At 72.2% G+C, this 24,886-nt stretch carries 20 protein-coding genes and 2 tRNA genes; 12 read left to right on the top strand and 10 right to left on the bottom strand.

All coding sequences use genetic code 11. The features are described from left to right. The first annotated feature begins 34 nt into the window (after positions 1-34). Positions 35-1,189: a PP2C family protein-serine/threonine phosphatase gene (locus V6D49_RS19555; protein ID WP_340561526.1), complete on the top strand. Its 1,155-nt coding sequence runs from the start codon at positions 35-37 to the stop codon at positions 1,187-1,189. A gap of 18 nt (positions 1,190-1,207) precedes the next feature. Here the strand turns inward: V6D49_RS19555 and V6D49_RS19550 are convergent, their stop codons facing one another. After that, a complete protein-coding gene (locus tag V6D49_RS19550; protein ID WP_340561525.1) occupies positions 1,208-2,371 on the bottom strand; it encodes an acyltransferase family protein in 1,164 nt (387 codons plus the stop codon). Between the two features lie 344 nt (positions 2,372-2,715). Between V6D49_RS19550 and V6D49_RS19545 the strand changes: the two genes are divergently transcribed. After that, positions 2,716-2,910, top strand: a complete 195-nt coding sequence (locus V6D49_RS19545) for a hypothetical protein (protein WP_340561523.1) — start codon at positions 2,716-2,718, stop codon at positions 2,908-2,910. Between the two features lie 115 nt (positions 2,911-3,025). Here the strand turns inward: V6D49_RS19545 and V6D49_RS19540 are convergent. Continuing rightward, a tRNA-Gly gene (locus tag V6D49_RS19540) sits at positions 3,026-3,096 on the bottom strand. Positions 3,097-3,174: 78 nt separating this feature from the next. Between V6D49_RS19540 and V6D49_RS19535 the strand changes: the two genes are divergently transcribed. From V6D49_RS19535 to clpX, 5 genes are all read left to right on the top strand, one after another. Beyond that, positions 3,175-3,251, top strand: a tRNA-Pro gene (locus V6D49_RS19535). 217 nt (positions 3,252-3,468) lie between these two features. Next, complete coding sequence (tig, locus tag V6D49_RS19530; RefSeq protein ID WP_340561521.1) at positions 3,469-4,887, top strand: trigger factor; 1,419 nt, start codon at positions 3,469-3,471, stop codon at positions 4,885-4,887. A 274-nt stretch (positions 4,888-5,161) separates the two neighbouring features. Continuing rightward, complete coding sequence (locus V6D49_RS19525; protein WP_340564147.1) at positions 5,162-5,767, top strand: ATP-dependent Clp protease proteolytic subunit; 606 nt, start codon at positions 5,162-5,164, stop codon at positions 5,765-5,767. A 94-nt stretch (positions 5,768-5,861) separates the two neighbouring features. Next, positions 5,862-6,542 carry an ATP-dependent Clp protease proteolytic subunit gene (locus tag V6D49_RS19520; protein WP_191207974.1) on the top strand — a complete coding sequence of 227 codons (681 nt, stop codon included), beginning with the start codon at positions 5,862-5,864 and terminating at the stop codon, positions 6,540-6,542. 150 nt (positions 6,543-6,692) lie between these two features. Beyond that, positions 6,693-7,979 carry an ATP-dependent Clp protease ATP-binding subunit ClpX gene (gene clpX / locus V6D49_RS19515; RefSeq protein ID WP_191207975.1) on the top strand — a complete coding sequence of 429 codons (1,287 nt, stop codon included), beginning with the start codon at positions 6,693-6,695 and terminating at the stop codon, positions 7,977-7,979. 67 nt (positions 7,980-8,046) lie between these two features. Here the strand turns inward: clpX and V6D49_RS19510 are convergent, their stop codons facing one another. The 4 genes from V6D49_RS19510 to V6D49_RS19495 form a co-directional block, all read right to left on the bottom strand. Continuing rightward, positions 8,047-8,991, bottom strand: a complete 945-nt coding sequence (locus tag V6D49_RS19510; protein ID WP_340561519.1) for a hypothetical protein — start codon at positions 8,989-8,991, stop codon at positions 8,047-8,049. A 152-nt stretch (positions 8,992-9,143) separates the two neighbouring features. After that, positions 9,144-10,070, bottom strand: coding sequence for a hypothetical protein (locus V6D49_RS19505; protein ID WP_340561517.1), 927 nt, complete (start codon positions 10,068-10,070; stop codon positions 9,144-9,146). Positions 10,071-10,191: 121 nt separating this feature from the next. Continuing rightward, positions 10,192-11,313, bottom strand: coding sequence for a hypothetical protein (locus V6D49_RS19500; protein ID WP_340561515.1), 1,122 nt, complete (start codon positions 11,311-11,313; stop codon positions 10,192-10,194). Between the two features lie 205 nt (positions 11,314-11,518). Beyond that, positions 11,519-12,118, bottom strand: a complete 600-nt coding sequence (locus tag V6D49_RS19495) for a biotin transporter BioY (RefSeq protein WP_340561514.1) — start codon at positions 12,116-12,118, stop codon at positions 11,519-11,521. A 283-nt stretch (positions 12,119-12,401) separates the two neighbouring features. On the opposite strand from V6D49_RS19495, the gene V6D49_RS19490 reads away from it, so the two are divergent. Both V6D49_RS19490 and V6D49_RS19485 read left to right on the top strand, forming a co-directional pair. Beyond that, positions 12,402-13,826 carry an amino acid permease gene (locus V6D49_RS19490; protein WP_340561512.1) on the top strand — a complete coding sequence of 475 codons (1,425 nt, stop codon included), beginning with the start codon at positions 12,402-12,404 and terminating at the stop codon, positions 13,824-13,826. A 135-nt stretch (positions 13,827-13,961) separates the two neighbouring features. Continuing rightward, positions 13,962-14,606 carry a superoxide dismutase gene (locus tag V6D49_RS19485; protein ID WP_340561510.1) on the top strand — a complete coding sequence of 215 codons (645 nt, stop codon included), beginning with the start codon at positions 13,962-13,964 and terminating at the stop codon, positions 14,604-14,606. A 139-nt stretch (positions 14,607-14,745) separates the two neighbouring features. On the opposite strand, the gene V6D49_RS19480 is transcribed toward V6D49_RS19485, so the two are convergent. Continuing rightward, complete coding sequence (locus V6D49_RS19480) at positions 14,746-15,375, bottom strand: mycothiol-dependent nitroreductase Rv2466c family protein (protein WP_340561508.1); 630 nt, start codon at positions 15,373-15,375, stop codon at positions 14,746-14,748. A 170-nt stretch (positions 15,376-15,545) separates the two neighbouring features. On the opposite strand from V6D49_RS19480, the gene pepN (V6D49_RS19475) reads away from it, so the two are divergent. The 3 genes from pepN (V6D49_RS19475) to pepN (V6D49_RS19465) all read left to right on the top strand — a co-directional run bounded on the left by pepN (V6D49_RS19475) (position 15,546) and on the right by pepN (V6D49_RS19465) (position 22,014). Next, the gene (pepN, locus tag V6D49_RS19475; protein ID WP_340561506.1) at positions 15,546-18,149 is read left to right on the top strand and encodes an aminopeptidase N; all 2,604 of its coding nucleotides are present in this window, start codon (positions 15,546-15,548) and stop codon (positions 18,147-18,149) included. A 149-nt stretch (positions 18,150-18,298) separates the two neighbouring features. Beyond that, positions 18,299-19,354 carry a hypothetical protein gene (locus tag V6D49_RS19470; RefSeq protein ID WP_340561505.1) on the top strand — a complete coding sequence of 352 codons (1,056 nt, stop codon included), beginning with the start codon at positions 18,299-18,301 and terminating at the stop codon, positions 19,352-19,354. Between the two features lie 83 nt (positions 19,355-19,437). Beyond that, positions 19,438-22,014, top strand: a complete 2,577-nt coding sequence (pepN, locus tag V6D49_RS19465) for an aminopeptidase N (RefSeq protein ID WP_340561503.1) — start codon at positions 19,438-19,440, stop codon at positions 22,012-22,014. Between the two features lie 153 nt (positions 22,015-22,167). Here pepN (V6D49_RS19465) and V6D49_RS19460 read toward each other — a convergent pair whose 3' ends face one another. From V6D49_RS19460 to V6D49_RS19450, 3 genes are read right to left on the bottom strand one after another with little or no spacing between them, the layout of a single operon-like run. Then, positions 22,168-22,398 (bottom strand): hypothetical protein, encoded by a 231-nt coding sequence (locus tag V6D49_RS19460; protein ID WP_340561502.1) that lies wholly within the window; start codon positions 22,396-22,398, stop codon positions 22,168-22,170. Positions 22,399-22,445: 47 nt separating this feature from the next. Then, positions 22,446-24,536, bottom strand: coding sequence for a 4-alpha-glucanotransferase (gene malQ / locus V6D49_RS19455; RefSeq protein WP_340561500.1), 2,091 nt, complete (start codon positions 24,534-24,536; stop codon positions 22,446-22,448). Further along, positions 24,536-24,817 carry a hypothetical protein gene (locus tag V6D49_RS19450; protein WP_191207988.1) on the bottom strand — a complete coding sequence of 94 codons (282 nt, stop codon included), beginning with the start codon at positions 24,815-24,817 and terminating at the stop codon, positions 24,536-24,538. The genes malQ and V6D49_RS19450 overlap by 1 nt, the downstream gene beginning before the upstream one ends. Between the last annotated feature and the right edge of the window lie 69 nt (positions 24,818-24,886).

The raw sequence follows: 24,886 nt of genomic DNA, 5'->3' as shown, positions 1-24,886 counted from the left end.
ACGCACGCCGGACACCCGGATAGGCTCCCGATCCATGGCAGGACGTACCGGTTCGGCCGGGCAGGCGGCCCGCACGGACCGCAGTCGTAAGGCGTGGCACCGGGCCCGGCTCCGGCTGCGGCGCTCCGGTGTCGACTCCTTCCGCGGTCACGGCTCGGACCGCCTCATCTTCGGCACGCTGTTCCTCATCGTGATCCTCTTCACGTGGGGCACGGTCGCCCAACCGCTGTGGGTCGCCCCCGAGACGCTGGTCCTGCCCGTCATCGCGGGTGGGCTGCTGCTGCGCCCGGTCAGCCTCCTGACGCTGTACGCCGCCTCCGCCGTCGCGCTGGTCGTGGAGTCGGTCGTGCTGGGCCCCTACACCGACGGGGCCGGACGGGTGACGCCCGGCACCGTGCTCGTGGTGGCTGCCGTGGGGCTGGCCGGGCTGCTCATCGCGCAGTTCCGGATGCGGGTGGGCGTGCCCTGGACCGGGGGCAGCACCATGCTCTTCGACCTGCGCGAGCGGCTCGGCGTGCAGAGCAGACTGCCGAAACTGCCGCGCGGCTGGCATGCCGAGATGTCCCTGCGCCCCGCCGGGGGTCAGTCGTTCTCCGGGGACTTCGTCGTGGCGGCCCGCACGGGCAAGGAGCGGCGGACCCTGGAGATCGTGCTCACCGACGTCTCCGGCAAGGGCATGGACGCCGCGTCCCGGGCGCTCCAGCTCTCCGGTGCCTTCGGCGGCCTCCTCGGCTCTCTTCCGCCGCCCGCCTTCCTGCCCGCGGCCAACGCCTACCTGCTGCGCCAGGAGTGGGACGAGGGCTTCGCGACCTCCGTCCACCTCGTGTTGGACCTGGACACCGGCGACTTCGAGTTGCTGTCCGCCGGGCACCTGCCGGCGATGCAGCTGAGCGCCGGAGCGGGCACCTGGACGCCGCAGACAGCCGAGGGTCCGCTGCTCGGCGTCCTGGACGGGGCGGAGTTCCACCCCGCCAAGGGCCGGCTGCGGCGCGGGGACGTGCTCATGCTCTTCACCGACGGGTTGGTCGAGGCGCCCGACCGGGACCTGACGGAGGGCATCGACCGGCTCACCGGCGCGGCCGAGACGCACATCGTCACCGGGTTCCGCGGGGCGGCGTGGCACCTGATCGAACGGGTGGCCCGCGACGTCAACGACGACCGGGCCCTGCTCCTGCTCTGCCGGGACTGACCGATGGGGGCAACGTCCTCAGCGCGCGGTCGCGTTCACCTTTTCCGGTGAGGTTTTCCCCGGTGCGTCGCGGAAGAACCAGTCCATCCTCGGCTCCACCACGGGTCGGAAGACCCGCCGGACGGGCTCGGTGCACAGGACGGTCATCATCGCGAGCGCCAGCAGGGAGATGACGAGGTGGCCCAGCGGGGTGTCGGCGCCGGAGAGCGCGTACCAGTCGAACTCCCGCGCCGCCTGGATGAGATAGACGTGCAGCAGGTACGCGAAGATCGTGCCCGCTCCCAGCGCCGTGAACCACGTGGTCCGGCCGGGCGTCCACGCCACCAGGCAGGCCGTCAGCACGAGTGCGCAGCCGAAGATCGCCAGGGTCATCACCGGACCCGCCCACCAGGGCGCGCCCAGTTCCTGGGCGGAGCTCGTGTGGAGCAGCCACTCGTCGTCCATCGCGGGCGCCGCCCAGTAGGCGAAGGCGAGGAACCCCAGGGCCACGGGGGCGGCGACGAGGCGTGCCGTCCTGGTCCGCACCAGGTCGAAGTGCTCACGGCGCAGGTGGAGGCCGAGCACGAAGAACGGCAGGAACTGCAGGACCCGCATGAGGTTCAGCTCGCCCCCGATGCCCGGGGTCGCGCTCGCGACGGCGGCGAGCGCGAGCGCGACGGGTAGCGGCCAGCGCAGCAGCTTCCAGACGGGTGCGGTGAGCCGCCAGATGAAGAGGGCGACGAGGAACCACAGGGCGTACCCGGGGCTGAAGAACGACAAGGGGCGGTCGGGGTCCGCGATCTGACGCATGAACAGCGTGTAGACGACCTCGAAGACCGCGTAGGGCACGGCGACGCCGGTGATGAGGCGTCGCACCTGCCCCGGGCGTGCCTCGAAACTCCGCGACAGATACCCGGAGACGAGGACGAACGCCGGCATGTGGAAGGCGTAGACGAACATGTAGAGGGCGGCGATGCTCCGGTTCTCGCCCGTCAACGGCGCCCAGGCATGGCCGAGACCCACCAGCAGGATCGTCAGGAACTTGACGTTGTCCAGGAACGGGTCGCGCTGCTTCGCCGGTCTGCCCCCGGCCCCTTCGGCGGCCGGCGAGCCGGACGCGCGGACCTCCGGTGCGCGCGCCGTGGAGGACGTCTGGGTCGGGGCGGTGGGGGACGCCGTCCGCCCGGAAGCAGGGGGGAACATCCACCGCACCATAGACGGGATAGAAGGGAAACGAAAACGAGCGGCGTCAGGTTGCCTGGAGCGGTAAAAATTCTTCACTTCGTGTCCACACCGTGACCATGCGAACGATGATGCTCCCGCTAAGCCCTACTTCGTCGCTTTTCGCCTTCGCGCGTGTCCGACCCCGCCACGCCCGTCCACCGCACGCGCTTCCCGGTGCCCTGGCGCCCCGTTCACACCGTCACTGCTCCAACGGGCTCCTGCGCTCACCCGGTTGGTGGCACGATGGTGCGGGCGAGGGTGCACGAGCGGACCGACACCCTCAGGCCGGTGACGAGGCGTTCCGACCGAAGGTGTGATCTGTTGTGGCCATTTCGCTCTCTGTGGTGCTGTTGCTCGCGATCATCCTCGTGGTGATGATCCGCGGCGGCTCCATCAAAACGGGCCCGGCGATCGTCGCCGCGCTCTTCGGCTTCTTCCTCGCCTCCAGCGGCATGGCGCCGACCATCCAGAACCTCCTGGACTCGGTGGCCCGGTCGATCAACTCGATCAACTTCTGAGCCGGACGCCACCGGTCTGCGGGCCCGCGCCGCGAAGAGCCGCGCGAAAGACCGACGAAAGACCCGCGAAAGACCGCAGCCCGGGCCTCGCGGGCCCGGGCTGCGGTCGTCGGTGAGCGGGCGACGGGAATCGAACCCGCGTAGCCAGTTTGGAAGACTGGGGCTCTACCATTGAGCTACGCCCGCGAGCGCCTCACACGTGGTCACCGACCGCCGTGCGGCACGCAGTGCATCGTACGCCATGTACCCTACGTGTCGCACCGGCGGGGTGTGGCGCAGCTTGGTAGCGCGTCCGCTTTGGGAGCGGAAGGTCGTCGGTTCGAATCCGGCCACCCCGACCACGTAGTATGAAAGACGCGCGTGCCTGTGTCGTGTCCGTGTTTCCCGCCGGGATACGTCTCCTGATCGGGATGCGGGGCGCCCCAGCCTGAGGGCAGACCTCCTGAGGGCAGACCTGCGGAGCAGGTCTGGCGCACGTCCGCAGAGCGTCCGAGGAACGTGCTCACCGCGCGTTGCGAGGATGACCATCCCGAGCAGTCAGCCCCAAGGAGACCGACCGTGAAGAGCGCCGTGGAGAACCTGAACCCGACCCGGGTTCGGCTCACTGTCGAGGTGCCCTTCGAGGAGCTCAAGCCCAGCCTCGACGCGGCGTACAAGAAGATCAACCAGCAGGTCACCGTGCCCGGCTTCCGTAAGGGCAAGGTCCCGGCGCGGGTGATCGACCAGCGGTTCGGCCGGGGCGCGGTGCTGGAGGAAGCCGTCAACGACGCGCTGCCGAAGCTGTACCAGAGCGCCGTCGAGGAGGGTGAGCTGAACCCGCTCGGCCAGCCCGAGGTCGACATCACCGAGCTCAAGGACAACGAGCTGCTCGCCTTCACCGCCGAGGTGGACGTGCGGCCCGAGATCGAGATCCCGGACTACTCCGGCATCGAGGTCACCGTGGACGCCGTCGAGGTGTCCGACGAGGACGTGGACCAGGCCGTCGAGCAGCTCCGTGAGCGCTTCGCCTCCACGTCGCCCGTCGAGCGCGCCGCCGCCGAGGGCGACGTCGTCAAGCTCGACCTGGAGGCCAAGGTCGACGGCGAGGTCCTGCCCGACGGTGTCGCCAAGGGCATCGACTACACCATCGGCTCCGGTGAGCTGCTGGAGGGCATCGACGACGCGGTCACCGGCCTGGAGGCCGGCGGCACCGCGACCTTCACCTCCACGCTCAAGGGCGGCTCCGCGGCCGGCCAGGAGGCCGAGGTCAAGGTGGACGTCGAAACCGTCTCCGCCCGCGAACTGCCCGAGCTCGACGATGACTTCGCCCAGCTGGCGAGCCAGTTCGACACGATCGCCGAGCTGCGCGACGACAGCCGCAAGCGGCTGGAGCAGAACAAGAAGTACGAGCAGGCCACCGAGGCCCAGCAGAAGGTGCTGGAGGAGCTCATCGAGCTCATCGAGGTGCCCGTCCCCGAGAAGCTCCTCGAGGACGAGATCAACACCCGCAAGCACAACCTCGTCAACCACCAGCTCGGCCAGATGGGCATGGACCTCGCCACGTACCTGCAGCTGCAGGACAAGAGCGAGGAGGACTTCGACGCCGAGCTCAGGGAGCAGGCGGTCAAGGGCATCAAGACCCAGTTCGTGCTGGACGAGCTCGTCTCCAAGGAGAAGCTCAACGTCAGCCAGGAGGAGCTCACCGAGCACCTCATGCGGCGTGCCCAGTCCTCCGGTATGAGCCCCGACCAGTTCGCCCAGGCCGTCGTCGAGGGCGGCCAGGTGCCGATGCTCGTCGGCGAGGTGGCGCGCGGCAAGGCGCTGGCCCTGGTCGTCGAGTCCGTGACGGTGAAGGACAGCAACGGCGAGGTCGTCGAGCTGGACGACGAGGACGAGGGCGAGGAGGCCGCCGAGGCCACCGAGACCGCCCAGACGTCCGGGGACGCCGCCGAGGCCCCCGCGACCGAGCAGGCGGCCGAGGACAAGAAGGAGGGCTGACCGCCCTCCCGGCCCGGCCGACGTACCGCCGCAACGGGCCCGTGCGCACGCGCGCGCACGGGCCCGTTCGCGTCCGGCGCAACGGCTTCGGGCCTCCCCACGCGACCAGCCGGAACGGTGCCTGCGCTCACAGCGAACAGTTCTCGGACCGGGATGGCCGCGCCGGACCTGCGCGTTAGGGTCCATGTACACGAAGACGCTAGCGACGGCCGGGGAGCCGCCTTACCGCGGCCCGGCCGTCCGGACACGAGCAGGTGGACACGTGACGCTTCCGATGCCTTCCGCCGCCGGTGAGCCCAACTTCGGTGGTGGGCTCGGCGACCAGGTCTACAACCGGCTGCTCAACGAGCGGATCATCTTCCTCGGCCAGCCGGTGGACGACGAGATCGCCAACAAGATCACCGCGCAGCTGCTTCTCCTCGCCGCTGACCCGGACAAGGACATCTACCTCTACATCAACAGCCCGGGCGGTTCGATCACGGCCGGCATGGCGATCTACGACACGATGCAGTACATCAAGAACGACGTCGTGACGATCGCGATGGGCCTCGCCGCCTCGATGGGCCAGTTCCTGCTCAGCGCGGGCACCCCGGGCAAGCGCTTCGCCCTGCCGAACGCCGAGATCCTGATCCACCAGCCGTCCGCGGGTCTCGCCGGGTCGGCCTCGGACATCAAGATCCACGCCGAGCAGCTGCTGCGCACGAAGAAGAAGATGGCGGAGCTGTCGGCCCAGCACACCGGCCAGACCGTCGAGCAGTGGAACCGCGACGCCGACCGCGACCGCTGGTTCAACGCGCAGGAGGCCAAGGAGTACGGCCTGCTGGACGAGGTCATCGGCTCCGCGGCCGACATCCCCGGCGGTGGCGGCACGGGCGCCTGAGCGCCTCCGCCCAGCCGCCCCGGGGGCCCCGCCCGGCCCCCTCCCGCAGCCCGCAGCCAGACCTCATGAGGATCACCAGGACGGTGGACACCCGATGAACAACTACCCCGGCGCCGGCCTTCACGAGCGCTCCGACGCTCGCTACACCGGCCCCTCCCCCGACTCCCGCTACGTCGTTCCCCGCTTCGTCGAGCGCACCTCCCAGGGCGTGCGCGAGTACGACCCGTACGCGAAGCTCTTCGAGGAGCGGGTGATCTTCCTCGGCGTGCAGATCGACGACGCCTCGGCCAACGACGTCATGGCACAGCTGCTGTGCCTGGAGTCGATGGACCCGGACCGTGACATCTCGATCTACATCAACTCGCCCGGTGGTTCCTTCACCGCGCTGACCGCCATCTACGACACCATGCAGTTCGTGAAGCCCGACGTGCAGACCGTCTGCATGGGCCAGGCGGCCTCCGCCGCCGCCGTGCTGCTCGCGGCCGGCACGCCCGGCAAGCGGATGGCGCTGCCCAACGCGCGTATCCTGATCCACCAGCCGTACAGCGAGACCGGCCGCGGGCAGGTCTCGGACCTGGAGATCGCCGCGAACGAGATCCAGCGCATGCGGACACAGCTGGAGGAGATGCTGGCCAAGCACTCCACCAAGCCGATCGACCAGATCCGCGACGACATCGAGCGCGACAAGATCCTCACCGCGGAGGAAGCTCTGGCGTACGGTCTGGTGGACCAGATCATCTCCACCCGCAAGACGTCGGTCGGGCTGGCGGGCTGATCCGCCCGGCAGACCGGCACCGTGGTGCCCCCCTTGGGCGTCAGTCGTTCCAAGGGGGGCCCATTCAAGGGCCTGGGCAAGGTACCTTCGAAAGGCAAGGACCAGGAATCGCCGGGGCCCCGGCGGTGACAGGCGAAGGGGAAGCACCTCGTGGCACGCATCGGTGATGGCGGCGACCTGCTCAAGTGCTCGTTCTGCGGCAAGAGCCAGAAGCAGGTGAAGAAGCTCATCGCGGGCCCAGGTGTGTACATCTGCGACGAGTGCATCGATCTCTGTAACGAGATCATCGAGGAGGAGCTCGCCGAGTCCTCCGAGGTCCGCTGGGACGAGCTGCCCAAGCCCCGGGAGATCTACGAGTTCCTGGAGGGCTACGTCGTCGGGCAGGAGGCCGCGAAGAAGGCCCTGTCCGTCGCCGTCTACAACCACTACAAGCGCGTCCAGGCGGGTGAGAACGGCGGCCCGCAGGGCAAGGACGACGCCATCGAGCTGGCCAAGTCCAACATCCTGCTCCTCGGCCCGACCGGCTCGGGCAAGACGCTGCTGGCGCAGACCCTGGCCCGCATGCTGAACGTCCCGTTCGCCATCGCCGACGCGACGGCGCTGACCGAGGCCGGGTACGTCGGCGAGGACGTCGAGAACATCCTGCTCAAGCTGATCCAGGCGGCGGACTACGACGTCAAGAAGGCCGAGACGGGGATCATCTACATCGACGAGATCGACAAGGTCGCCCGGAAGAGCGAGAACCCGTCGATCACGCGCGACGTCTCCGGCGAGGGCGTGCAGCAGGCCCTGCTGAAGATCCTCGAAGGCACCACGGCGTCCGTGCCACCGCAGGGCGGGCGCAAGCACCCGCACCAGGAGTTCATCCAGATCGACACGACGAACGTGCTGTTCATCGTGGGCGGCGCCTTCGCCGGTCTGGAGAAGATCATCGAGTCGCGGGCGGGTGCGAAGGGCATCGGCTTCGGCGCGACGATCCGCTCCAAGCGCGAGATGGAGTCCGCGAACCACTTCGAGGAGATCATGCCGGAGGACCTGGTGAAGTTCGGGATGATCCCCGAGTTCATCGGCCGTCTTCCCGTCATCACCTCCGTGCACAACCTGGACCGCGAGGCCCTGCTGAAGATCCTCGTGGAGCCCCGCAACGCCCTCATCAAGCAGTACCAGCGGCTCTTCGAACTCGACGGCGTGGAGTTGGAGTTCGACCGTCCGGCGCTGGAGGCCATCGCCGACCAGGCGATCCTGCGCGGCACCGGCGCACGCGGGCTGCGGGCCATCATGGAAGAGGTCCTGATGTCGGTGATGTACGAGGTGCCGTCCCGCAAGGACGTGGCCCGCGTCGTCATCACCGCGGACGTCGTCCATTCGAACGTGAACCCGACGCTCGTGCCGCGGCACCGCGGCTCGGAGTCCGGTCCGCAGGAGAAGTCGGCGTAGCCCGCCGTCGTACGGCGTGGGGCCCGGGAGCAAGCCGCTCCCGGGCCCCACGCCGTTCGGTCGGGCGTCACTCGGCCCGGACGCGCGCCTCCGCCCGGAAGTCGGCCGTCAGCTGCGCCCCGGTCTCCATGGACGTCGTCCCGAGCAGGGCGAGCGGCATGACCATCCCCACCGTGCTGTGGTCCCCCCAGACACACAGCGGTACGGACACCTGGACGCCCTCCTGCTCGTCGGCGACCTGCTGGCACTTCAGTACGGCACCCTCGAACCCCTCGGGCGTGAACGTCTCCGGGTCGCCGACGAACTCCGTGGTGCTCCCCTCGTCCTTCGCCGCCTCGCTCCGCACGAAGCGGAAGAAGTCGTCCACCGCGCGCTCCGGGTCCTCGACCTCGCCCCACACGCCGCCGAAGAAGGCCATCCGCATGCTGGCGAACGGGTTGTCGTCGCCCGAGGTGCCCGCGTCGTCCGGGTCCAGCGTGCTGTAGCCACCCTGCACCGAGGTGCCGTCCGAGATGCCCAGCTGCTCCATGACGGCCATGAGCTCGGCGTCGTCACGCGAGCCGCCGTCCATCCCGCTGTCGTCCTCGGAGAGCAGGTAGTCCCCCACCTTCTCGGGCAGGTCGAGGCGGTGCGGTCCGTCGTCGGCGATCGCGGAGCCGTCGCCGCCGGTGAGGAGGACGACGCCGGCGACGAGTGCGCCCACCACGGCGAGCGCGCCGGCGGCCAGGCCGACGACCTTGCCCTTCGAGCGCCGCCGGGGCGGCGGGGGCGGCGCCTGACCACCGTGCGGGGAGGCCTGCCCGTACGGCTGCTGCGGTGCGTACGGACCCTGCGCGTAGGGCTGGTGCCCGTACGACGGCTGGGCGTACGGGCCTGCGGGCTGCGGCTGCGGCTGCGGCTGCGGGGTTCCGTACGGCGGGTGCGGTGCGGGCGGCGCGCCGTACGGGTTCGGCTGCGGTGGCTGCTGACCGTACGGCCCCGGTGGTGGTGGCGGTGGCTGCTGGTGGCTCATCACGCTTCCCCTCCCGGTGCGTGCCGTGTGCACGCACTCACGTGTCGTCCCCATCCTCCCGGAACGCGTTCGGCACGTCACATCCGGTACGGACGGCGCGGGGGCGGGCCCGGAGAACGGGCCCGCCCCCGGTACGACGGCGTCCGTCCGGGTCACTCGACCTTGACGCGGGCCTCCGTCCGGAAGTCGGCGGCCACCTCGGCCGAGTCCTCGACCGACATGGCGCCGACGACGCTCAGCGGCATCACCATGCCCACGGTGCTGTAGTCGGCCCACACGCACAGGGAGGTGCTGAAGGTCGTGGGCATCTCCTCGTCACCCTTGGACTCGACCTCCTGACACTTCATCACCGCGCCGTCAAGTCCCTCGGGGGAGACGGACTGTGGGTCGCCGACCAGCTCGGCTTCGTCCGAGGGGTCCTTCTCCGACTCCTCCCTCATCGCGGTGAAGAAGTCGTCCACGGCCTGCCCCGGGTCGTCGACCTTCCCCCACACGCCGCCGTAGAACGCCATGCGCATGGTGGCGAGGCTGCCCTCGTCCAGCGCCGACGGGTCGCTGGTGTCCAGGGTGGTGTACTGGCCCTCGACGGACTCGCCGTCGGAGACCCCGAGGGTCTGCAGGAGCTTCTGGAAGTCCTCGTCCCCGCTGCCGCCCGTGCCGGAGCCGCCGTTCTCCTCCAGCTTGTAGTCGCCGACCGCCTCGGGGACGACGAGCCGGTGGGGGCCGTCGTCGGCGACGTCGGAGTTGCCGTCCCCCGTGAAGTAGAGGATGCCGCCGATGACGGCGCCGACCACGAGGACGGCACCGACGGCCAGGCCTATGACCTTGCCGGTGCCGCTCTTGCGCGGCGGGGGCGGCGGGACGTACCCGCCGGGCTGCGGCTGGCCGTAGGGCTGCTGGCCGGGCTGGCCCGGGTAGCCGTACCCGGGCTGGGCCGGGGGCTGCTGCGGATAGCCGTAGCCGGGCTGGCCGCCGCCGGGCTGGCCGTAGGGCTGGGGGCCGGGACCCGCTCCGTAGGGCCCCGGCTGCTGGGGCTGCTGTCCGTACGGGCCCTGCGGCGGCGGCTGGTGGTAACTCACGACGCTTCCCTCCGTGGGCATGCTCCATGCATGCATTGACGCGTTACTGACATCTTGGCCGAGAAGAGCCGGAAGGTCCCCAGCGGCCACCACTTGGGTTCCAGACCCTCACATGCGGTGCTCAGTCCGCCGCCACCCGGAGCTCCGCCCGCACGTCCGCCGTGAGCTGCGCGCCTTCGGCGAGCGACCGGGAGCCGCTCATCCGGATCGGCATGACCACCGCCACCGTGCTGTCGTCGGCCCAGACGCACAGCGGCGTCTCCTGGACCTGCCCCTGGAAGTCGGCGTCGCTCATGACCTGGCACTTCATCACGGCGCCGTCCAGCCCGTCCGGGCTCATCGCCTGCGGTGCGCCCTGGAGTTCGCCCTCCGCGTCCGCAGGCTGCTCCGCCTTCAGCTGTGCGAAGAAGCCGTCCACCGACGCCTCCGGGTCCTGCACGGTGCCCCAGGCCCCGGCGACCATGAGCATCTCCATCGACTCGAGGGCGCTCGGGTCCTCCAGGCTCTCCGGGTCGCTCAGGTCCCAGGTGGAGTAGGCGCCCTGGGCGCCCTCGGCGTCGTCGACACGCATCGCGTCGATCGCCTCCTGGAACCCGGCCGCGTCGGTGGGCACGCCGCCGTCCTCGCCCGCCATGAGGGTGTAGGTGTCCAGCAGCCGCTCGGGCAGCACCAGTTCGTAGGGCGCCTGGCCACCGGGCCGGTCCGCCGGGTCCTGCGAGGGGGAGTCGGCGTCGCCCTCCTGGTCGCCGTCGTCCCCGTCCTCCGTCCCGGCCTCTCCGCCCGGGCGGTCGGCGTCCTCGGGCTCCTCCCCGCCCTCGGAGTCCCGGCCCGTGTCGGCGTCCTGGGACGCGCCGGGCTTCTTGTCGGCGTCGGCGGACGTGTCGTCGTCCCCACCGGTGAGGAGCAGGACACCGGCGATGAGGGCACCGACGACGACCACGGCGGCGGCCGCAAGACCGATCAGCTTGCCCTTTCCGGGCCCCGCGCTTTCCGGTACGGGCGTCTGGGGGAGGTGGCCGGGCGGGGGCGGCGGCAGGGTCGGCGGCACGTCGGGCGCCTTGTCGGCCGGGACGTCGGCCGTCCCGTCCGAGGGAGCGGGCGTGGCCGGGGGGTCGGCCGACGGTGGTGGCGGCGGGGTGACGGGCGGCAGGTCGAGTGACGGCGGATCGGCGGGCGGCGGGCCGGGCGGCCGGGACGGCTCCCCGGGCGGCTGGTCCGGCGGCGGCTGGTGGTCGTGGCTCACGGTGCTTCCCTCCCCTGGCATGCCCTCTGCATGCGCGTACGCGTTCTGTACATCTTTCCGGGTCGGGGTCCGGCCTCGTGCAGCGGCCTCGCATCCGGTGCGGGGCCCTCGCGACCGTCGCCGATGCGGCCCGCGCCACCGCGCGCGAGGGCCCCGCGCCGGATTCACCTCCGGTGCGGGGCCCTCGCGCGGTGCTGAACGGGCGTCAGGGCCTGCGGTGGACCAGGCTCCAGGCCGTGGGCAGGGCCGCCATCGCGAGGGCGGCCTTGAGCGCGTCACCGATGAGGAAGGGCACGAGTCCCTTGGCCACGGCCTCCCCGGCGCTCAGATCGGCGGCCACGGCGAGGTAGGGCACGCCGACGGCGTAGATGATCGCGGTGCCGACGGCCATCGTGCCGGCGGTGCGGAGCACGCTGCGGTCGCCGCCCCGGCGGGCGAGGGCCCCGACGACGACGGCGGCGAGCAGCATCCCGACGACGTAGCCGAACGCGGGCATGCCCGCACCGTGGCCGCCCTGCGCGAACCAGGGCACGCCGGCGACACCCGCGACGACGTAGAGGCCGAGGGAGAGCAGGGCCCGCTGGGCGCCGAGGCCGGCGCCGACGAGGAGCGCGGCGAAGGTCTGGCCGGTGACCGGCACGGGGAAGCCGGGGGGCTGGACGGCGAGCTGTGCGGCGATGCCGGTGAGCGCCGCCCCGCCGAGCACCAGGGCCACGTCGCGCGCGACGGAGCGGCTGAGCGTCGTGGCGGGCAGGACGTCGGCGAGGACGGCACCGGGACGTGCGCCGACTGCGGCTGTGCTCATGCGTGAGCCTCCTGTGACGAGGGGGACAGGGGGGACGTGTCGACGCTATCCGAAGGGGCGCGGCGGTCGTCCGTGACGTTGGCGACAACGTCGGGCGTCTACAGTTGTGCGGACGGACATCGCAGGTGAAAGCCCGACTGTCCGGACAGCGGACCGTGACGTGCGCCATTGAGGCGCGCGTGAGAAGCCGCTCACACTGGCGGACGTTCCGGAGTGACCGCCTCCGCTGACGCTCCGCCGAACCTCCGCCCCCCCTCGTACCTCCTCCCTCCTTTGGACCCCCATGGCTTCCTCCCCCACCCACGAGGCGTCCCCCTCCGCCCCGTCCGCTCCGGCGGACGACACGGGGACGCAGGGCGCCCTCACCCACGGCCTCAAGCAGCGTCACCTGTCGATGATCGCGCTCGGCGGCGTCATCGGCGCCGGGCTCTTCGTCGGCTCGGGGGCGGGCATCGCCGCCGCCGGGCCGGCCATCGTCCTGGCCTTCGCGGTGTCCGGGCTGCTGGTGATGCTGGTCATGCGCATGCTCGGCGAGATGTCGGCCGCACGTCCCGCGTCCGGGTCGTTCTCCGTGCACGCCGAGCGGGCGCTGGGGCCGTGGGCCGGGTTCACGGCGGGCTGGATCTTCTGGGTGCTGCTGTGCGTCGCGGTCGCGGCCGAGGCCGTCGCGGCGGCGGAGATCATGCTCACCTGGCTGCCGGGCACCGGGATGTGGATGTGGGTCGCCCTGTTCATGGCCGTGTTCTGCACCACGAACCTGGCCTCGGTGAAGAACTTCGGCGAGTACGAGTTCTGGTTCGCGGCGCTGAAGGTGTTCGCCATCGTGGCGTTCCTGGTCATCGGCGCCCTGGCGATCGCCGGGCTGCTGCCCGGCACCGACGCCCCGGGGACGTCGAACCTCACGGGGAACGGCGGCTTCTTCCCGAAGGGTGCCGACGGCCTCATCGTGGGTCTGCTCGCGTCGGTGTTCGCCTACGGCGGTCTGGAGACGGTCACCATCGCGGCGGCCGAGTCGAAGGACCCGGTGCGCGGTGTCGCCAAGGCCGTGCGGACGGCGATGTGGCGGATCGGCGTGTTCTACGTGGGCTCCATGGCGGTCATCGTCATGCTCATCCCGTGGGACGACGCGTCGCTGGCCAGCGGCCCGTACGCGGCCGTGCTGGACCACATCGGCGTCCCGGCGGCGGGGGAGGTCATGAAGGTCGTGGTGCTGGTGGCGCTGCTGTCCGCGATGAACGCGAACATCTACGGCGCCTCGCGGATGGCCTTCTCCCTCGTGCGGCGCGGCGAGGGGCCCCCGCTGCTGGGCAGGGTCAGCGGCGGCGTGCCGCGCCTCGCGGTGGTGGCGTCGTCCGCGTTCGGCTTCTTCGCGGTGCTGCTGAGCCTGTGGTGGCCGGACACGGTGTTCCAGTGGCTGCTCAACATGGTGGGCGCCGCCGTGCTCGTCGTGTGGGGCTTCATCGCCGTCTCGCAACTGCGGACGCGCCGCAGGCTGGAGCGGGAGAGCCCGGAGAAGCTCGTGGTGCGGATGTGGGCGTTCCCGGTCCTGACGTGGGTGGCGATCGTCGGCATCGCCGGCATCTTCGTGCTCATGCTGCGGGACGGCGACACCCGCGAGCAGCTCGCCGCCACCGGCGGCCTGACGCTGGCGCTCGCCCTCGTGGGCCTGCTGCGGCAGCGGCGGGCGGCGCGGACGACGAACGGCTGACGGCCGCGCCGTCACTCGCTCCTGACCAGGGGGCGGCCCCACCGGGGTCGCCCCCTTTTCGCTTCCCCGGACTCTTGTTGCTGTTACTGTCTAATTGCAAGTGATATGCAAGAGCGGCCGGAGGGGAACAAGCGCATGGCCACGCTGTACACGTTGCCGGAACTCCCGTACGACTACGTGGCGCTGGAGCCCGTGATCAGCGGCGAGATCATCGAGTTGCACCACGACAAGCACCACGCCGCCTACGTGAAGGGCGCGAACGACACGCTGGAGCAGCTGGCGGAAGCGCGGGACAAGGAGAACTGGGCCGGCATCAACGGGCTGGAGAAGAGCCTCGCCTTCCACCTGTCCGGGCACATCCTGCACTCGATCTACTGGCAGAACATGACGGGCGACGGCGGCGGCGAGCCGCTGGAGAAGGACGGCACGGGCGAGCTGGCGGACGCCATCGCCGAGTCGTTCGGCTCGTTCGCGAAGTTCAAGGCACAGCTCTCCAAGGCCGCGGCCACCACCCAGGGGTCCGGCTGGGGCGTGCTCGCCTACGAGCCGGTCACCGGCCGGCTGATCGTGGAGCAGATCTACGACCACCAGGGGAACGTCGGCCAGGGATCGGTGCCGATCCTCGTCTTCGACGCCTGGGAGCACGCCTTCTACCTGCAGTACCGCAACCAGAAGGTCGACTTCGTCGAGGCCATGTGGCGCGTCGTCAACTGGCGGGACGTCGCGGCGCGTTACACCGCCGCCAAGGAGCGCGCGAACAACCTGCTGCTCGCTCCCTGAACCGGGCCGACGGACGTCGGCCCCTTCCGTCCCCTGCCCTCGTGATCGTCTTCTCACCGTTCACCGGGCAGGTGTGCGGGGGCTTGCCCGGGTGCCCGTCGCACCCGGGCAGGCCCCCGCCTTCGTGTGCGGCGACCGCTCAGTCGAAGACCGGCTCCGCGTCCCGCGTGCGCTTGATCTCGTAGAAGCCCGGCGTCGACGCCACGAGCAGCGTGCCGTCCCACAGCCGGCCCGCGGCCTCCCCCTTCGGCGCGGGGGTGACGACCGGGCCGAAGAAGCCGAGCGGAGCGCCGTCCGCCCCCGGCACGGCGATCACCGGGGTGCCGACGTCCTGGCCGACGAGCCCGATGCCCTCGGCGTGGGACGCGCGCAGCGCCTCGTCGTACTCGGTGCTCTGCATGGCGTGCACCAACTCGGGGTCGAGCCCGGCATCGGTGAGGGCACCGGCGATCGTCTCGGCCGTCCGCTCCTCACCGCGCACGTGGAAGCGGGTGCCGAGCGCCGTGTAGAGGGCGCCGAGCACCTCCGGGCCGTACTTCTGCTCGGCGGCGACGCAGACCCGCACCGGGCCCCAGCCGGTGTGCAGCAGCTCCCGGTAGTGCTCCGGAAGCTCGTCGAGCTTGTCCTCGTTGAGGACGGACAGGCTCATCACGTGCCAGCGCACGGAGACGGGACGGACCTGCTCCACCTCCAGCATCCAGCGGGACGTCAGCCAGGCCCAGGGACACAGCGGGTCGAACCAGAAGTCGGCGGTCGTCTTCTCGGACAACGGGTCTCCTCACATCGGTCACGGCGCTACCACCGGTGGTAACACCGCGTGGCCCGGTCCGCATTCCCGCCGGGGACGGAATCCGGGCCTGCCCAGCCGGCCGGTGGTCATGGCATGCTGACCCCCGTTGTTCGATATGCGAGACCAGGTGTCACACAAGGAGTCGTTCCGTGCCCGGAGAGAACCTGACCCGTGAGGAGGCCCGGGAACGGGCCGAGCTGCTCGCCGTGGACGGATACGAGGTGGCCCTCGACCTGCGGGGCGCGGTCGGGCCGGCCCCCGGGGACGGCCCGCGCACGTTCCGCTCCACCACGACGATCCGGTTCCGCAGCTCCCGTCCGGGCGCCGAGACCTTCGTCGACCTGCTGGCACCGCACGTCCACTCGGTGACGCTCAACGGCGCGGACCTCCCGGTGGACCGCGTCTTCGACGGCAGCCGCGTCCGGATCGGCCCGCTGGCGGCGGAGAACGAGCTGACGGTCGACGCCGCGTGTGCCTACAGCCGTACCGGTGAGGGGCTGCACCACTTCGTCGATCCGGAGGACGGGGAGACCTACCTCTACACCCAGTACGAGCCCGCCGACGCCCGCCGGGTCTTCGCCAACTTCGAGCAGCCCGACCTCAAGGCGCCCTTCGACTTCACCGTCACCGCCCCGGCGGCGTGGACGGTGCTCAGCAACGGGGACCGGGCGGGCGCCCCCGAGCAGCACAGCGACGCCTCGGCCACCTGGCGCTTCGCGCGCACCCGGCCCATCTCGACGTACATCACCGCCGTCGTCGCCGGTCCCTACCACTACGTGGCCGACCGGTACAGCCGCCGTCTGGCCGACGGCACCGAGCTGACGATCCCGCTCGGCGCGCTGTGCCGCCGGGGGCTGGCCAAGCACTTCGACGCCGACGACGTCTTCCGGGTGACGAAGGAGGGTCTGGACTTCTTCCACGACCACTTCGACTACCCGTACCCCTTCGGCAAGTACGACCAGGCGTTCGTCCCCGAGTACAACCTCGGCGCCATGGAGAACCCCGGCTGCGTCACCTTCCGGGAGGAGTTCGTCTTCCGGGGCAAGGTCACCGAGGCCTCCTACGAGGGCCGGGCCAACGTGATCCTGCACGAGATGGCCCACATGTGGTTCGGCGACCTGGTGACCATGGAGTGGTGGGACGACCTGTGGCTCAAGGAGTCCTTCGCGGACTTCATGGGCTCCTTCGCCCAGGTGGAGGCCACCCGGTTCGACGCCGGGTGGATCACGTTCGCCAACCGGCGCAAGGCCTGGGCCTACCGGGCCGACCAGCTGCCCTCCACCCACCCGATCACGGCGGACATCCGGGACCTGGAGGACGCCAAGCTCAACTTCGACGGCATCACCTACGCCAAGGGCGCCTCCGTGCTCAAGCAGCTGGTGGCCTACGCCGGACGGGACGCCTTCCTGGAGGGCGCACGCCGCTACTTCAAGCGGCACGCCTACGGCAACACCCGCCTCGAGCACCTGCTGGCCGTGCTCAGCGAGACCTCCGGCCGCGACATGGGCGAGTGGGCCCGCGCCTGGCTCCAGACCGCCGGGGTCAACACACTCACCCCCGAGGTCTCCTACGGCGAGGACGGCCGCGTACGCGAGCTGGCCGTCCTCCAGGAGGCACCCGAGGCGCACCCGGTGCTGCGTCCGCACCGCGTCGCCGTCGGCCTCTACCGCCGGTCGGCCCCCGGCGGCCCGCTCACCCGGTACGCCCGCGCGGAGCTGGACGTGGCCGGGGAGCGCACGGTCGTCACCGAACTGGCCGGCGCCGAGCGGCCCGACCTGGTGCTCGTCAACGACGACGACCTCACGTTCTGCAAGACACGGCCCGACGCCCGCTCGCTGGCCACCCTGCGCGCGGACCTGGGCGCCGTGCGGGACCCGCTGGCCCGGGCCCTGTGCTGGTCGGCCGTGTGGAACCTGACGCGGGACGCGCTGCTGCCCGCGCGGGACTTCCTGCGCCTGGTGCTGCGCTTCGCGGGCACCGAGAGCGACGTCGGCGTGCTCCAGATGCTGCACGCCTGGACGCAGACCGCGCTCGACCACTACGTCACGGCCGGGGAGCGGGCGGGCGCGGCGCGCGAGCTGGCCGAGGGCGCCGAGCGCGAGCTGCGGGCCGCCGAGCCGGGCAGCGGCCACCAGCTCTCCTGGGCGCGGTTCTTCGCCGCGACGGCGCGTGGCGACGCGCACCTGACCCTGCTCCAGGAGCTGCTGGACGGCGGGCAGCGGATCAAGGGCCTGGACGTCGACCAGGAGCTGCGCTGGGCGTTCGTCGGACGGCTCGCGGCCACCGGCCGCGCCGACGCGGCGGCGATCGACGCCGAGCTGGCCCGCGACGACACCGCCTCCGGCAAGCGGCACCAGGTGCGCTGCCTGGCGGCGCGCCCCTCGGCGGAGGTCAAGGAGGAGGCGTGGAACGCCGTCGTCGAGTCCGACCGGCTGTCCAACGCGCTCGTCGACGCCACGATCAGCGGCTTCATGCAGGGCGGCCAGCGGGAGCTGCTCGAACCCTACGTGGAGCGGTACTTCGCGGTGCTGGAACGGGTGTGGGCGGAGCGTTCGATCGAGATCGGCATGTCGGTGGTGCGCGGGCTCTACCCGGCGCTGCTGAGCACCCCGGAGACGCTGGCGGCGACGGACGCCTGGCTGGCGTCGCACGCGGACGCGCCGCCGGCGCTGCGCCGGCTGGTGCTGGAGGCCCGCGACGACCTCGCGCGCGCCCTGGCCGGACAGGCGTGCGACGCGGCGGCCGAGGTCTGAGCACCGCGCCGCTCCGTCCCAGGTGGGGCGGGGCGGCGCGGCCCGTTATCGGCAGTCACGCGGGCGCCCTTGAGGACGGAATCGTCCCGGTTCGTCGACGAGCGGGTAACAGCGGTTGGGGGCCTGGAACGGCCGGGCATCGCCCCGGCATGAACCACGACACTCCGCTCACCCCCCGCCCCCTCGGTGACCTCTCCGACGTCCGCGGGCGCGTCGTCACGGCCCGCACCCTGCGCGAGCGGGGCGTGCCGACCTCCCTCGCCCAGGAGCGCTGCCGCCGCGGCGGTCCCTGGCAGCGTCCGCTGCCCGGCGTGTACCTGCTGCACGCCGGGCCCGCGACGAGCGAGGAGCGGCTTCACGCCGTCCTGCTCTACGCCCGGCGCGAGCCCGCCCCCGGCGCGGTGATGATCACCGGACCGGCGGCCCTGGCCCTGCACGGGCTGCCGTCCGCTCCCCCACTGCCGTCGCAGGAGCGCATCGACCTGCTCGTGCCGCACACCCGACGGCTGCGCTCGGCCGGCTGGGCGCGGATCGTCCGGGCGCACCGGGTGCCCGAGCCGGAGGACGTCGCGGGCGTGCCCGTCGCCCCGGTGGCCCGCGCGGTGGCCGACGCCGTGGCGCGGCTCACCGACGCCGTCACCGTCCGGCGGCTGATGACGGAGGCGGTGCGCGGCGGGCACTGCGAGGCACAGACCCTGGTGCGGGAGCTGACCCGGGCGCGGGTGCTGTCGCGGCCGCACGTGGTGGACGCCGTCGACGCCCTGCTCGCCGAGGGCCGCGCGCTCGGCGAGGAGCGGCTGTACGCCATGGTGCGCGACTGCGGGCTGCCGGACCCGTACTGGAACGTCGACCTGCGGCTGCCCGCCGGGCCGTACCTGGGCCGTGTGGACGCCTACTGGCCCGGTCAGGCGGTCGCCGTGGAACTGGACGTCCGGCGCGGCCACGACGACCACGACGACGGCGGCTTCGGCGGCTTCGACGGCTTCGACGGCGTGGACGGCTTCGACGTCCTGGAGGCCGACACCGTGTGGACGGAGCACGTCCGCAGGCGGGAGGCGCTGGAGCGGCTCGGCGTCACGGTGGTGCGGCTGTGCCCGCTGCGGCTGCGCGACGCTCCGCGGGAGCAGGCGGCGGTGGTGCGCACGGCGCTGATGACGTGGGAGGAACGCGACCCGGCGGCCCACCTCGTGGTGCTGCCCAGGTGAGCCGCGCACCGGTCGGGCGGGCGTGGAAGGATGGCGGGACCGCCGGCAATGAAGCCCGAGACTACCGATGAGGGAGACACCAGGTGCCTGGGACGAATCTGACCCGTGACGAGGCGCAGGAACGGGCGCGCGTCCTGACCGTGGACGCGTACACCGTGGAGCTGGACCTCTCCGGGGCGCAGGAGGGCGGGACGTTCCGCTCGGAGACGACGGTCCGCTTCGAGGCGAGCGAGCCCACGAGCACCTTCGTCGACCTCGTCGCCCCGGCCGTGCACGAGGTGCGGCTGAACGGCGAGGCGCTGGACCCGGCCGAGGTGTTCGCCGACTCCCGGATCGCCCTGCGCTCCGTCGCGGCGGGCGTGAACGAGCTGACCGTCGTCGCGGACTGCGCCTACACCAACACCGGTGAGGGGCTGCACCGCTTCGTCGACCCGGTGGACCAGCAGGCCTACCTCTACACGCAGTTCGAGGTGCCGGACGCGCGCCGCGTCTTCGCCTGCTTCGAGCAGCCGGACCTGAAGGCGTCGTTCCGGTTCACCGTCACCGCGCCCGCCGGGTGGACGGTCATCTCCAACGCGCCGACGCCGAAGCCCACGGGCCCGCAGGACACGGTGTGGACGTTCGCGCCGACGCCGCGCATCTCGACCTACATCACCGCGCTGATCGTCGGCCCCTACCACAGCGTGCACAGCACCTGGGAGGGCGAGGGGCGCAGCGTGCCGCTGGGCCTGTACTGCCGGCCGTCGCTCGCTGAGCACCTGGACGCCGAGGCGATCTTCGAGGTCACGCGGCAGGGCTTCGACTGGTTCCAGGAGAAGTTCGACTACCCGTACCCGTTCGAGAAGTACGACCAGCTCTTCGTCCCGGAGTTCAACGCGGGCGCCATGGAGAACGCCGGTGCCGTCACCATCCGGGACCAGTACGTCTTCCGCTCGAAGGTGACGGACGCGGCGTACGAGACCCGCGCCGAGACCATCCTGCACGAGCTGGCGCACATGTGGTTCGGCGACCTGGTCACCATGGAGTGGTGGAACGACCTGTGGCTGAACGAGTCGTTCGCCACGTACACCTCCATCGCCTGCCAGGCGCACGCCCCGGGCAGCCGCTGGCCGCACGCCTGGACGTCGTTCGCCAACCAGATGAAGACCTGGGCCTACCGCCAGGACCAGCTGCCCTCCACGCACCCGATCATGGCCGAGATCCGGGACCTGGACGACGTCCTGGTCAACTTCGACGGCATCACCTACGCCAAGGGCGCCTCCGTGCTCAAGCAGCTGGTGGCGTACGTCGGCACGGACGCGTTCTTCCGCGGCGTGCAGACGTACTTCAAGCGGCACGAGTGGGGCAACACCCGGCTCTCGGACCTGCTGGGCGCGCTGGAGGAGACCTCCGGGCGCGACCTGACGGCCTGGTCGAAGGCGTGGCTCCAGACCGCCGGCATCAACGTCCTGCGGCCGGAGATCAACGTCGACGCCGACGGCACGATCCTCGACTTCGCCGTCCGACAGGAGGCGCCGGCGCTGCCGGAGGGCGCGGTGGGCGAGCCCACGCTGCGTCCGCACCGCATCGCCGTCGGCCTGTACGAGCTGGAGGACGGCGCCCTGGTGCGCAACGAGCGCATCGAGCTGGACGTCGACGGGGACGTCACCGAGGTCCCGGAGCTGGCCGGACGGGCGCGGCCCGCCGTCATCCTGCTCAACGACGACGACCTGTCCTACGCGAAGGTCCGCCTGGACGCGCAGTCCCTGGCCACCGTCACCGCGCACCTGGGCGACTTCACCGAGTCGCTGCCGCGCGCCCTGTGCTGGGCCTCGGCCTGGGACATGACCCGCGACGGCGAGCTGGCCGCGCGCGACTACCTGGAGCTGGTGCTGGCGGGCATCGGCAAGGAGTCGGACATCGGCGTCGTCCAGTCGCTGCACCGGCAGGTCAAGCTCGCGCTCGACCTGTACGCGGCGCCCGAGTGGCGCGAGGAGGGGCTGGGCCGCTGGTCGCAGGCGGCGCTGGAGCAGCTCCGGGCCGCCGAGCCGGGCAGCGACCACCAGCTCGCCTGGGCCCGCGCCCTGGCCGCCACCGCCCGCACCGACGAGCAGCTCGGCCTGCTCGCCGGGCTGCTGGACGGCAGTGAGAGCGTCGAGGGCCTCGCCGTCGACGCCGACCTGCGCTGGGCCCTGCTGCTGCGACTGGCCGCCACCGGCCGGGCGGACGAGGACGCCATCGCGGCGGAGCTGAAGCGGGACGCGACCTCGGCCGGCGAGCGGCACGCCGCGACCGCCCGCGCGGCCCGGCCCACGGCCGAGGCGAAGGCCGCCGCGTGGGCGGAGGTCGTGGAGTCGGACCGGCTGCCCAACGCGGTGCAGGAGGCCGTGATCGCCGGTTTCGTGCAGACCGACCAGCGCGAGCTGCTGGCGCCCTACACCGAGCGGTACTTCGCGGTACTCGCCGACGTGTGGCGCTCCCGCAGCCACGAGATGGCGCAGCAGATCGCGCTCGGGCTCTACCCGACGCTCCAGGTCTCGCAGGAGACGCTGGACGCGACGGACGCCTGGCTGGCCTCGGCCGGTGACGCCAGCGCGGCGCTGCGCCGGCTGGTGAACGAGAACCGGGCGGGTGTGGACCGCGCGCTGCGGGCGCAGGCCGCCGACCGCGCCACCGTCTGACGCCCCCGAGGGGCGGGGCCCGCAGGGCCCCGCCCCTCGGGCGCCCCCTGCCACCCGGGCCGTGGCGGGCACGGCCCGGGGCTCGGGGTGCGGACATGCGTGAGGGCGCCCCGGGCGGGTCGGCCCGGGGCGCCCTCGACGGGATCGGGAGGGTCAGCTCTCCTTGCGGGTCTTGTCGCCCACCATGACGAGACCGCAGATCAGCAGGAACAGCAGCAGCGGTGCGCCCACGTAGAGGCCCAGCGTCTCGGCGACGCTCAGCCCCTTCGTGCCGGGGTCGTCACCGTCGTCCCGCGTGAGCGCGAAGGCGGGGGACGACGTCAGCAGCATCAGCGTCGTGACGGCGCCGACGAGTCCGGCGCGCGCAGCATAGTTCTTGACCACGGTCTCAACGTAGCGAACGACTCCGCGCCGCGCTCACCCGGGGTCGGCTAGCGCGCCTCCCGAGCCACGGACCTGGGCGCTGCCATGGCGGCGTCCAGGTCCGTCAGGAGGGCGTGCAGGCGGGGGGAGGCCAGCAGCTCCTCCAGCGTGCTGGGACGCCCCGCACCGTCGGCCAGGGGCAGCCGCCAGTTGGGGTACTCCAGGGACGTCCCCGGGACGTTCTGCGGGCGCCGGTCGCCGACGCCGTCCGGCAGCCACACGCCCACCAGCCACGCCGGGGTGGCGGCGAGGAACCGGTAGACGGCCCGCACGCGGGCCTCCTCGTCGCCGTGGCCGCCCGGCAGCAGGCCGAGCCGGGCGAAGAGGGCGAGCCACTCGGCGCGCTCGGCGGCGTCCGCCCTGCGGGCGGTGCGCAGCGGCTCACCCAGCAGGCCGAGCCGGTGGTGCAGCTGGACGTGGTCGCCGCCGAGCCGGGCGGCGGTGCTGGGCAGGTCGTGTGTGGTGGCCGTCGCCAGGCAGGCGTCGCGCCAGCCGGCGGGCGGGAGCGGCTTCCCGTCCCCCGCGTAGTCGCGCTCGAACCACAGCACCGAGGTGCCGAGCACGCCGCGTCCGGCCAGCTCCTCGCGCACGCCGTCCTCGACGGTGCCCAGGTCCTCACCGATCACCATGGCGTCGGCGCGGTGGGCCTCCAGGGTGAGTACCCCGAGCATCGCCCCCGCGTCGTAGCGGACGTAGGTGCCGTGCGCGGGCGGCGCGCCCTCGGGCACCCACCACTGCCGGAACTGCCCCATGACGTGGTCCACCCGCAGGGCTCCGGCGTGCGCCAGGAGGCCGCGCAGCAGGTCGCGGTAGGGGCGGTATCCGGAGGCGGCCAGCGCGTCGGGCCGCCAGGGCGGCAGGCCCCAGCACTGCCCGGCGGCGTTGAAGGCGTCGGGCGGAGCGCCGATCGACATCCCGGCGGCCAGGGCGTCCTGCTGGGCCCAGGCGTCGGAGCCGGAGGGGTGCACGCCCACGGCCAGGTCGTGCACGAGGCCGACGGCCATGCCGGCGTCCGTGGCGGCCCGCTGGGCCCGGGCGAGCTGGCCGTCGGTGAGCCAGGCGAGCCAGCAGTGGAAGTCCACCCGGTCCAGGTGCTGGGTGCGGGCGCGGGCCGTGCGGGCGGAGCGGGGGTCCGTCAGGCCGGTGGGCCAGGAGCGCCAGTCGGGTCCGTGCAGCTCGGCGAGGGCGCACCACAGGGCGTGGTCCTCCAGGGCCTGGCCGCCCCGTGCCAGGTAGGCGCAGTAGTCGGCGCGGCGGCCGGGGCCGAGCGGGACAGCGCGGAGCAGTTCCAGCGCGTCGCGCTTCAGGGCCCACACGGCGTCCCGGTCGATGTGGGCGTCCTTGCGCAGGACACCGTCGCGCAGCCGGGCGGCCCGCTCGGTGAGCCGCTCCATGCGGCTGCGGGCGGGCCCGGTGAGGTAGGCGTACTCGGGGACGTCCTCGATGCGCAGGTGGACGGGGTCGGCGAAGCGCCGGGAGGAGGGCCGGTAGGGCGAGGGGTCGGTGGCCGCGTCACCGGTGGCGGGCACGGCCACGTGCAGGGGGTTGAGCTGGACGAACCCGGCGCCGGTGGTCCGGCCGGCCCAGGCGGCGAGTTCGGCGAGGTCCGCCAGGTCGCCCATGCCCCAGGAGCGGGAGGAGAGCAGGGAGTACAGCTGCACCATCAGGCCGTGCGAGCGGCCGTCGGGCAGGGCTAACCGCCGGGGGGCGACGATGAGGGCGGAGCGGGCGGAGCGGCCGTCGGGGGCGTGTGCCCGGAGGGTGTGCACGCCGAGCGGCAGGTCGGGGCCCGGGTCGCAGCGACCGCCGTCCTCCGTGTCGACCCGCAGTGCGGTCCCGGGAGGCAGCGGCGGCAGAGAGGCGGCCGGGTCGTCCTGGCCGGAACGCAGCACGACGGTGGGGGGCAGCAGGCGAGCGGAGGCCTGCTGCCCGTGTGCGTCGAGGGCCTGGCGGACGGCTTCGGGGGTGGAGGCGTCGACACCGAGCGCGGCGAGGACGGCGACGACCGTTTCCTGCGGCACGTCGACCGTCCGGCCGGGGCCGGGCGCGTAGGAGGTCGCGACGCCGTGTGCTGCGGCAAGCCGGGCCAGGCGGCCCATCAGATCTCCGAGTACTCCGCGCCGAAGCCGGCGCCGGTCGGCTCGCTGGTCAGCGGCAACTCGGCGGCGATGGGGGGCTCGCTCGTCAGCGGGGCGACGTCGGCGAGCGGGGGCTCACTGGTCAGCGGCGCCTCGAAGCAGCCGCAGGTGCAGGAGCCGTCGAGACCGGAGTCCGGGTGGGACAGCGCGGCCAGGATGCGTTTGGAAGGATCACCCTCGTCCGCCCGGTCCTGTTTGGGCAGGGGGATGAGGGTGGTGAGAAGTTCGGCGGACGCGGCCACAGGGGCCTCCGTTCGTGGACGACAAGCTGGACACCCGGTGCCATACCCACTGCGGGCGCGGGCATCCGC

It is taken from the genome of Streptomyces sp. GSL17-111 (assembly GCF_037911585.1).
Lineage (GTDB): Bacteria > Actinomycetota > Actinomycetes > Streptomycetales > Streptomycetaceae > Streptomyces.
The sequence above is the reverse complement of the archived record's forward strand: the minus strand, read 5'-3'. Positions and strand labels throughout refer to the sequence as shown.

Excerpts from the sequence above, each read along its gene's own strand:
- V6D49_RS19555 (WP_340561526.1), top strand. The coding sequence starts at position 35 with ATGGCAGGACGTACCGGTTCGGCCGGGCAGGCGGCCCGCACGGACCGC.
- V6D49_RS19550 (WP_340561525.1), bottom strand. The coding sequence starts at position 2,371 with ATGTTCCCCCCTGCTTCCGGGCGGACGGCGTCCCCCACCGCCCCGACC.
- V6D49_RS19525 (WP_340564147.1), top strand. The coding sequence starts at position 5,162 with ATGCCTTCCGCCGCCGGTGAGCCCAACTTCGGTGGTGGGCTCGGCGAC.
- V6D49_RS19520 (WP_191207974.1), top strand. The coding sequence starts at position 5,862 with ATGAACAACTACCCCGGCGCCGGCCTTCACGAGCGCTCCGACGCTCGC.
- V6D49_RS19510 (WP_340561519.1), bottom strand. The coding sequence starts at position 8,991 with ATGAGCCACCAGCAGCCACCGCCACCACCACCGGGGCCGTACGGTCAG.
- V6D49_RS19495 (WP_340561514.1), bottom strand. The coding sequence starts at position 12,118 with ATGAGCACAGCCGCAGTCGGCGCACGTCCCGGTGCCGTCCTCGCCGAC.
- V6D49_RS19490 (WP_340561512.1), top strand. The coding sequence starts at position 12,402 with ATGGCTTCCTCCCCCACCCACGAGGCGTCCCCCTCCGCCCCGTCCGCT.
- V6D49_RS19485 (WP_340561510.1), top strand. The coding sequence starts at position 13,962 with ATGGCCACGCTGTACACGTTGCCGGAACTCCCGTACGACTACGTGGCG.
- V6D49_RS19470 (WP_340561505.1), top strand. The coding sequence starts at position 18,299 with ATGAACCACGACACTCCGCTCACCCCCCGCCCCCTCGGTGACCTCTCC.
- malQ (WP_340561500.1), bottom strand. The coding sequence starts at position 24,536 with ATGGGCCGCCTGGCCCGGCTTGCCGCAGCACACGGCGTCGCGACCTCC.